Source organism: Halomonas sp. KX33721 (genome assembly GCF_001596805.1).
Taxonomy (GTDB): Bacteria; Pseudomonadota; Gammaproteobacteria; order Pseudomonadales; family Halomonadaceae; genus Vreelandella; species Vreelandella aquamarina.
Map to the genome: position 1 here is coordinate 80,997 of NZ_LVIA01000004.1, position 7,835 is coordinate 88,831.

At 61.1% G+C, this 7,835-nt stretch carries 8 protein-coding genes and 1 pseudogene; 7 read left to right on the forward strand and 2 right to left on the reverse strand.

Annotated features, from left to right (window positions below; all coding sequences use genetic code 11):
- Positions 1–8 precede the first annotated feature (8 nt).
- The 6 genes and pseudogenes from merC to A3220_RS01455 form a co-directional block, all read left to right on the forward strand.
- Positions 9–431, forward strand: coding sequence for an organomercurial transporter MerC (merC, locus tag A3220_RS01430; RefSeq protein WP_054641808.1), 423 nt, complete (start codon positions 9–11; stop codon positions 429–431).
- Between the two features lie 41 nt (positions 432–472).
- Positions 473–2,158 carry a mercury(II) reductase gene (merA, locus tag A3220_RS01435; protein WP_062372597.1) on the forward strand — a complete coding sequence of 562 codons (1,686 nt, stop codon included), beginning with the start codon at positions 473–475 and terminating at the stop codon, positions 2,156–2,158.
- Between the two features lie 17 nt (positions 2,159–2,175).
- A complete protein-coding gene (gene merD / locus A3220_RS01440; protein ID WP_054641810.1) occupies positions 2,176–2,526 on the forward strand; it encodes a mercury resistance co-regulator MerD in 351 nt (116 codons plus the stop codon).
- A 2-nt stretch (positions 2,527–2,528) separates the two neighbouring features.
- Positions 2,529–2,765 carry a broad-spectrum mercury transporter MerE gene (gene merE, locus A3220_RS01445; protein ID WP_054641809.1) on the forward strand — a complete coding sequence of 79 codons (237 nt, stop codon included), beginning with the start codon at positions 2,529–2,531 and terminating at the stop codon, positions 2,763–2,765.
- Positions 2,762–3,748 carry a DUF3330 domain-containing protein gene (locus tag A3220_RS18225; protein ID WP_062372599.1) on the forward strand — a complete coding sequence of 329 codons (987 nt, stop codon included), beginning with the start codon at positions 2,762–2,764 and terminating at the stop codon, positions 3,746–3,748. Before merE ends, A3220_RS18225 begins: the two co-directional genes overlap by 4 nt.
- A gap of 3 nt (positions 3,749–3,751) precedes the next feature.
- Positions 3,752–5,890: pseudogene (locus tag A3220_RS01455) on the forward strand (Tn3 family transposase); the annotation flags it as partial.
- A 120-nt stretch (positions 5,891–6,010) separates the two neighbouring features.
- Here the strand turns inward: A3220_RS01455 and lspA are convergent.
- Both lspA and A3220_RS01465 read right to left on the reverse strand, forming a co-directional pair.
- Positions 6,011–6,523: a signal peptidase II gene (gene lspA, locus A3220_RS01460; RefSeq protein WP_004863699.1), complete on the reverse strand. Its 513-nt coding sequence runs from the start codon at positions 6,521–6,523 to the stop codon at positions 6,011–6,013.
- A gap of 3 nt (positions 6,524–6,526) precedes the next feature.
- Positions 6,527–7,423 (reverse strand): cation transporter, encoded by an 897-nt coding sequence (locus tag A3220_RS01465; protein WP_044630762.1) that lies wholly within the window; start codon positions 7,421–7,423, stop codon positions 6,527–6,529.
- A 95-nt stretch (positions 7,424–7,518) separates the two neighbouring features.
- Between A3220_RS01465 and cadR the strand changes: the two genes are divergently transcribed.
- The coding region (cadR, locus tag A3220_RS01470) for a Cd(II)/Pb(II)-responsive transcriptional regulator (RefSeq protein ID WP_062372602.1) at positions 7,519–7,835 on the forward strand (317 nt) is incomplete at its 3' end.

The following is a 7,835-nucleotide window of genomic DNA, read 5'->3' on the forward strand; positions in this document are numbered from 1 at the left end:
GGGCGATCATGGGACTGATTACACGCATTGCCGACAAGGCTGGCGCGCTTGGCAGCGTTGTTTCCGCGATGGGATGCGCTGCCTGTTTCCCGGCTATCGCCAGCCTGGGCGCGGCCATCGGCCTTGGCTTTCTACAGGAATACGAAGGGTTGTTTATCTCCAAGCTGCTGCCGCTGTTCGCAGTCGTGGCTTTGCTGGCGAATGCACTGGGCTGGCTGAGTCATCGGCAATGGTACCGCAGCCTGCTCGGGATGGTCGGCCCAGCCATCGTGTTCGCTGGGACGGTCTGGTTGCTTGGTAACTGGTGGACGGCGAGCCTGGTCTATGTCGGCTTGGCGTTCATGGTCGGGGTGTCTATTTGGGATTTTGTCTCGCCTGCGAACCGCCGCTGCGGCCCGGATGGCTGCGAACTACCACTGAAACACGGCTGATGGTCTAAGCCGTCGCCCACACGAAAAATAGGAGTTGTTGCATGACCCATCTAAAAATCACCGGCATGACCTGCGACTCGTGCGCGGTGCATGTCAAGGAAGCGCTGGAAAAAGTGCCCGGCGTGCAGTCGGCGTTGGTGTCCTATCCGAAGGGAACGGCGCAACTCGCCACCCTGTCGGGCACGTCACCGGATGCGCTGACCGCCGCCGTAGCAGGAATTGGCTACCGGGCCACGCTTGCCGATGCCCCGCCCACTTCGACGCCCGGCGGGTTGCTAGGCAAGATGCGCGAGTGGCTGGGCAGCGACGACAAGGCGAACGGCGATGACAATGCACTGCATGTCGCAGTGATCGGTAGCGGCGGGGCCGCAATGGCGGCGGCGCTGAAGGCCGTTGAACAAGGCGCGCACGTGACCCTGATCGAGCGCGGCACCATCGGCGGCACCTGCGTCAATGTGGGCTGCGTGCCGTCCAAAATCATGATTCGCGCCGCCCACATCGCCCATCTGCGCAGGGAAAGCCCGTTCGATGGCGGCATCGCCGCCACACCTCCGGCGATCCTGCGCGAGCGGCTGCTGGCCCAGCAGCAGGCCCGCGTCGATGAACTCCGTCATGCCAAGTACGAGGGCATCCTGGACGGCAACCCGGCCATCACCGTGCTGCGCGGCGAAGCCCGCTTCAAGGACGGCCAGAACCTGACCGTGCGCTTGGATCAAGGCGGCGAACGTGAAGTGGCGTTCGACCGTTGTCTGGTGGCGACTGGCGCCAATCCGGCCATTCCGCCGATTCCCGGCTTGAAGGATACGCCTTACTGGACTTCTACCGAGGCGCTGGTCAGCGACACGATTCCTGAACGGCTGGCCGTGATTGGCTCGTCGGTGGTCGCGCTGGAACTGGCGCAAGCCTTCGCCCGGTTCGGCAGCAAGGTGACGATTCTGGCGCGCAGCACACTGTTTTTCCGGGAAGACCCGGCCATCGGCGAAGCCATCACGGCGGCGTTCCGCGCCGAGGGCATTGAGGTGCTGGAGCACACGCAGGCCAGCCAGGTCGCGCATGAGGACGGCGAGTTCGTGTTGACCACCGCGCACGGCATCGTTGCTGCCGACAAGCTGCTAATCGCCACCGGCCGGACACCGAATACGCGCAGCTTGGCGCTGGACGCGACGGGAGTCACAGTCAATGCGCAAGGGGCCATTGTTATCGACAAGGGCATGCGCACGAGTAGCCCGAACATCTACGCGGCCGGCGACTGCACTGATCAGCCTCAGTTCGTCTATGTGGCGGCAGCGGCCGGCACCCGTGCCGCGATCAATATGACCGGCGGCGACGCGGCCCTCGACCTGACGGCGATGCCGGCGGTCGTATTCACCGATCCGCAAGTGGCGACCGTGGGCTACAGCGAAGCGGAAGCACACCATGACGGCATCGAGACCGACAGCCGACTGCTCACGCTGGATAACGTGCCGCGTGCGCTCGCCAACTTCGACATGCGCGGCTTCATCAAGCTGGTGGCCGACGCCGGCAGCGGGCGCTTGATCGGCGTGCAGGCGGTCGCGCCGGAAGCCGGCGAGCTGATCCAGACGGCGGCCCTGGCAATTCGTAACCGCATGACGGTGCAGGAACTGGCCGACCAGTTGTTCCCCTATCTGACGATGGTCGAGGGATTGAAGCTCGCGGCGCAAACGTTTAACAAGGACGTGAAGCAGCTTTCTTGCTGCGCCGGGTGAGGAAAAGGAGGTGTTCAATGAACGCCTACACGGTGTCCCGACTGGCTGACGATGCCGGCGTGAGCGTGCATGTCGTGCGCGACTACATCGTGCGTGGATTGTTACGGCCGGTGGCGCGTACCGCCGGCGGTTACGGCTTATTCGATGCGGAGGTGTTGCAGCGGTTGTGCTTCGTGCGGGCTGCCTTGGAGGCCGGTGTCGGCCTGGACCTGCTGACGCGCTTGTGTCACGCCCTGGACGCTTCAGACGGCGACGAGGCAGCGGCACGCCTGGCCGACCTGTGCCAGCTCGTCGAACACCGACGCCGGGCGCTGGCGCACCTGGAAGCGCAGTTGACCGCATTGACGCACGAAACATCGGAGATATAGCCATGAACAGCCCGGAGCACGTCCCATCTGAGACACACAAGCCTTTTGCCGGCTACCTGTGGGGCGCGCTGGCGGTGCTCACCTGCCCCTGCCATTTGCCGATTCTTGCCGCTGTGCTCGCCGGTACGACAGCCGGCGCGTTCATCGGGGTGCATTGGGGCGTCGCAGCCGTTGTGCTGACCGGTTTGTTCGTCCTGTCTGTGGCACGGCTGCTGCGCGCCTTCAAGGGAAGATCATGATCGCTTCCCAGCTCATTGAATGGACAGTGACGCAACTGTCACACGCGGTCGAGCGCGGGCAGCTTGATCTGTACTACCAGCCGATTGTCGATCTGCGTAGCGACCAGATTACCGGCGCGGAGGCGCTGTTACGCTGGCGGCACCCGAGCTTGGGGCTGCTGCCACCTGGCCAGTTCATACCGCTGGCCGAGTCGTCCGGTCTGATGCCGGAAATCGGCGCGTGGGTGCTGGGCGAAGCCTGCCGTCAGATGCACGAGTGGCAGGCTCTGGGCTGGCAACCGTTCCGGCTGGCTGTCAATGTTTCGGCGAGCCAGGTAGGGCCGGAGTTCGATGCACAGCTTAAGCGGGTACTGGCTGATACGAATTTACCGGCCGAACGTTTGGAAATTGAGCTGACCGAATCGGTCGCGTTCGGCGATCCGGCTCTGTTCGTCACGTTCGATGCCCTGCGCGCCATCGGCGTACGCTTCGCGGCCGACGACTTCGGCACGGGCTATTCCTGCCTGCAACACCTGAAATGCTGCCCGATTACCACGCTCAAGATCGACCAATCGTTTGTCGCGGGAATCGTGAATGACGCCCGTGACCAGACCATAGTTCGGGCAGTGATCCAGCTCGCGCACGGGCTGGGTATGAGCGTGGTAGCCGAGGGAGCAGAAACGCCGGCCAGTCTCGCGCAGTTGCGGCAAGCGGACTGCGACGCGGTGCAGGGCTTTCTGTTCTCCAAGCCTATGCCGGCGGCGGCATTCGCCGCCTTTGTCAAGCAATGGAGGGGTGCCACCATGAACGTCAACGAACCGACCACCAGTTGCTGCGTGTGCTGCAAGGAAATTCCGCTCGACGCCGCCTTCACCCCGGAAGGGGCCGAATATGTCGAGCATTTCTGCGGACTGGAGTGCTATCAGCGTTTTCAGGCCCGCAGCAAGGCCGTGACGGAAACCAGCGCCGATCCGAACGTCTGCGAGTTGCCGCCGTCAGGATGAGCTATGGCCACCGTCACCGACGAAATCATCGACCTGCACGACCGCATTTTGGGCAAGCTGTTCAACGCCGCCAAGAACAAGCATCAGCAGCAGTTTCAGGCGTCCGGCAAAGCCATCAACGCCAAGGTGCGCCTGTACGGCCGCATCGGCCAGGCGCTGATCGACGCCAAGCAATCGGGCCGCGATCCGTTCGCCGCCATTGAGGCAGTCATGTCCTGGGATGCCTTCGCCGAGAGCGTCACCGAAGCGCAGAAGCTCGCGCAGCCCGATGACTTCGATTTCCTGCACCGTATCGGCGAGAGCTACGCCACCTTGCGCCGCTACGCGCCGGAATTCCTCGACGTGCTCAAACTGCGTGCAGCGCCCGCCGCCAAGGACGTGCTCGATGCCATCGAGGTGCTGCGCGGCATGAACACCGATAACGCCCGCAAGGTGCCAACCGATGCCCCGACCGGCTTCATCAAGCCGCGCTGGCAGAAGCTGGTGATGACCGACGCCGGTATCGACCGGCGCTACTACGAACTGTGCGCCCTGTCGGAGCTGAAGAACTCGCTGCGCTCGGGCGACATCTGGGTGCAGGGGTCGCGCCAGTTCAAGGACTTTGAGGACTACCTGGTTCCGCCCGAGAAGTTCGCCAGCCTCAAGCGGTCCAGCGAATTGCCGCTGGCCGTGGCCACCGATTGCGACCAGTACTTGAGCGAGCGCTTGGAGCTGCTGGAAGCGCAGCTCGCCACGGTCAACCGGATGGCGGCGGCCAACGATCTGCCGGATGCCATCATCACCGAGTCGGGCCTGAAGATCACGCCGCTGGATGCGGCGGTGCCCGACACCGCGCAGGCGTTGATCGACCAGACGGCCATGATCCTGCCGCACGTCAAGATCACCGAACTGTTACTCGAAGTCGATGAGTGGACGGGCTTCACCCGGCACTTCACGCACCTGAAGTCGGGCGACCTTGCCAAGGACAAGAACCTGCTGCTTACCACCATCCTGGCCGACGCGATCAACCTCGGCCTGACCAAGATGGCCGAGTCCTGCCCCGGCATGACCTACGCCAAGCTCGCCTGGCTGCAAGCCTGGCATACCCGCGACGAAACCTACTCGACGGCGCTGGCTGAATTGGTGAACACCCAATTTCGACATCCCTTCGCCGAGCACTGGGGCGACGGCACTACGTCATCGTCGGACGGCCAGAACTTCCGAACCGGGAGCAAGGCCGAGAGTACCGGCCACATCAACCCGAAATATGGCAGCAGCCCTGGGCGAACCTTCTACACCCACATTTCCGACCAGTACGCGCCGTTTCACACCAAGGTGGTCAATGTCGGCGTGCGCGACTCGACCTATGTGCTCGACGGCCTGCTGTACCACGAGTCTGACCTGCGCATCGAGGAGCACTACACCGATACGGCAGGATTCACCGATCATGTGTTTGGCCTGATGCACCTGCTGGGCTTCCGCTTTGCGCCGCGCATCCGCGACCTGGGCGACACCAAGCTGTTCATCCCCAAGGGCGATACTGCCTACAACGCGCTCAAGCCGATGATTAGCAGCGACAGACTGAACATCAAGCAGATACGCGCCCATTGGGACGAAATTCTGCGGCTGGCCACGTCGATCAAGCAGGGCACGGTGACGGCCTCGCTGATGCTGCGCAAGCTCGGCAGCTACACGCGCCAGAACGGTCTGGCCGTGGCGCTGCGAGAGCTGGGCCGCATCGAACGCACGTTGTTCATCCTGGATTGGCTGCAAAGCGTGGAACTGCGCCGCCGCGTGCATGCCGGGTTGAACAAGGGCGAAGCCCGCAACGCGCTGGCCCGCGCCGTGTTCTTCAACCGCCTTGGCGAAATCCGCGACCGCAGTTTCGAGCAGCAGCGCTACCGAGCTAGCGGCCTTAACCTGGTGACAGCGGCTGTCGTGTTGTGGAACACGGTCTACCTGGAGCGCGCAGCGCATGCGCTGCGCGGCAACGGGCATGCCGTCGATGAGGCGCTGTTGCAGTACCTGTCGCCGCTCGGCTGGGAGCACATCAACCTGACCGGTGACTACCTGTGGCGCAGCAGCGCCAAGATCGGCGCGGGCAAGTTCAGGCCGCTACGTCCGCTCCAACCGGCTTGGCGTGCTTTATTTTCCGTTTTCTGAAGCGACCCCCACCTGGAAGTGCATTTCGTCGTCGGTTGATTTGCAGCCCAGTACTTGGTATTGCGGCAGGTGAAGGATGTTGTCGGGAAGTTCGGTCATGGTGTTGTATAGGCGTAGGTGTCAGTCAGATCCATCCGGCTCGGCATTGGTGTTTGCTTTTTTACCCAACAAGCTGCTGGAAACGAAAAGTAAGGCACCGAGGACAATTGCAATATCAGCCAGGTTGAAGGCCGGCCAATGCCAGTCTCGCCAATAGAAATCAAAGGAATCCACAACATAGCCGCGAAAGACCCGGTCAATCAGGTTGCCCATGGCGCCACCGAGGATAAGACTGTAAGCGATGGCTTCTCCTTTATGACGATTTTCAAGGATCAGCTTGATCAGAAAAATCGAGACCACTACCGCGATTCCGATAAAAAAGTAGCGCTGCCAGCCTCCACCATTCGCAAAAAGACTGAATGCGGCACCGGTGTTCCATAGGTGCACCCAGTTAAAGAACGGGGTCACCGAAACATACTCGCCATAGGCCATTGATTGCTGCACCAGCCACTTTACAGCCTGATCAGACGCTGCCAGCAGGCCCGATATGGACAATAGGGCATACGGCGAGAGCTTTTTGCCAATAATGAGCATTATTTAACCCTTCAACGCCAGAATGCGTCTGGCACCGTTAAGTACAATGACCCCCGCGATGGTGCCGATAATCAGATCCGGATAATTGGAACCGGTCCACACGACCAGGGCGCCGGCGGTGATGACCCCCAGGTTGATCACCACGTCGTTGGCCGAGAATATCCAGCTTGCCTTCATGTGCGCCCCGCCCTCCCGATGTTTGGATATGAGCAGCAGACAACTGGTATTGGCAATCAATGCGACGAATGCGATAGCCATCATCACCAGCGATTCAGGCTCACTACCGAATACAAAGCGCCTCACGACCTCTATGAGTACGCCCACAGCCAAGATCAGTTGCAGTACACCAGCAACATGCGCGGCACGTAGCTGCCTTTTCACGCTATGCCCAACCGCATAAAGAGCGAGTCCGTACACTGCCGCATCAGCAAAATTGTCCAGGGACTCTGCAATAAGGCCAGTTGACTGAGCCATCAGACCGGCAGTCATTTCCACCACGAACAGAAGTGCATTGATGCCGAGCAACCAGCGCAGGGTCCCGGATTCTTGCTTAGCAGAAGCTGCCGAAAACTCGGCGGCCTTGATGGTCTCCGGATTTGCAGCGACGGTTTCCTGAAGCGAGGCGCCTAGCCCCAAGGTCTTCAGTTTCGAGGTGACGGGCTCGACCTCGCCGTCATGCACGACCTTCAGCCGGCGGTTCGACAAGTCGAAGGACAGCGCCCGAATCTCCTCAAAGCCGTTCAGGGCTAGGCGAATCATTCGTTCTTCTGATGGACAGTCCATCTTCGGCACGGCATAAACACTGACCCATCTCCCTGGCGCCTCGGAGGAGGCCTGTATATCGGTATCCGCTGCGGACGTTGCATCACCGCCGCAGGCGCCACCACAGGATTTGCTCATGATACGACTCCACTTGAACAATGTTGTGGTACCATTTAAAACTATAAAGCTACTATAAGGTCAATAGAGTAAAGAATCCGTTGGGGAGGAGGCTGATGCGCATTGGTCAGTTGGCGCAGTTGGTAGGGGTCGAAACACAGACGATCCGCTTCTATGAACAGCAGGGCTTGTTGCCGCCGCCTGATCGGCAGGACAACGGTTACCGTGTCTATACCGAGAAGCATGGTGAGGGGCTGGCCTTCATCCGTCGCTGCAGAATCCTGGGCCTGTCACTGGCTGAGATTCACGAACTACAGAGCTATCAGGACGACCCTCATCAGCCTTGTACCGCCGTCAACGCCTTGCTCGATGATCACATCTCTCATGTGCGGTCGCAGATAACCGCTCTGCAAGCGCTTGAGAAACAACTCGA